A 333-nucleotide genomic window follows, 5' to 3' on the forward strand; every position below is an offset into this window, starting at 1 on the left:
GCGGTGATGCGTTGGCTCGCCAGCCAGGCAAAAAGATCGGGTGACTTAACGATATCGCCGGCTGTACGCCCAATACACGCCGGCCAGGGAGACAGCCAGGGTGGCCGGGGCCATCAGCGCGGTGAAATGCAGCAACCGGAACAGCCAGGTGCCGACCACGCCGCCACAGATGAAGCCGCCAATCAGCAATACGAACAGCAGCAGCCGGCGGCCATTGAGGGGGATGCCGCGCAGGCGGTTGCCCAGCATGATGCCCAGGTCGGTGAAAATCCCGGACAGGTGGGTGGTGCGGATGATGGAGCCACTGTAGGTGGTCACCATGGCGTTCTGCAG

1 protein-coding gene is annotated in these 333 nt (G+C 63.7%); it reads right to left on the bottom strand.

The window, feature by feature from the left end; translation table 11 throughout:
- Positions 1-45: 45 nt before the first annotated feature.
- A partial coding sequence (locus tag A3754_RS07385; RefSeq protein WP_156496890.1) for a YoaK family protein occupies positions 46-333 on the bottom strand: 288 nt, incomplete at its 5' end.

This window comes from Alcanivorax sp. HI0083 (assembly GCF_001635175.1).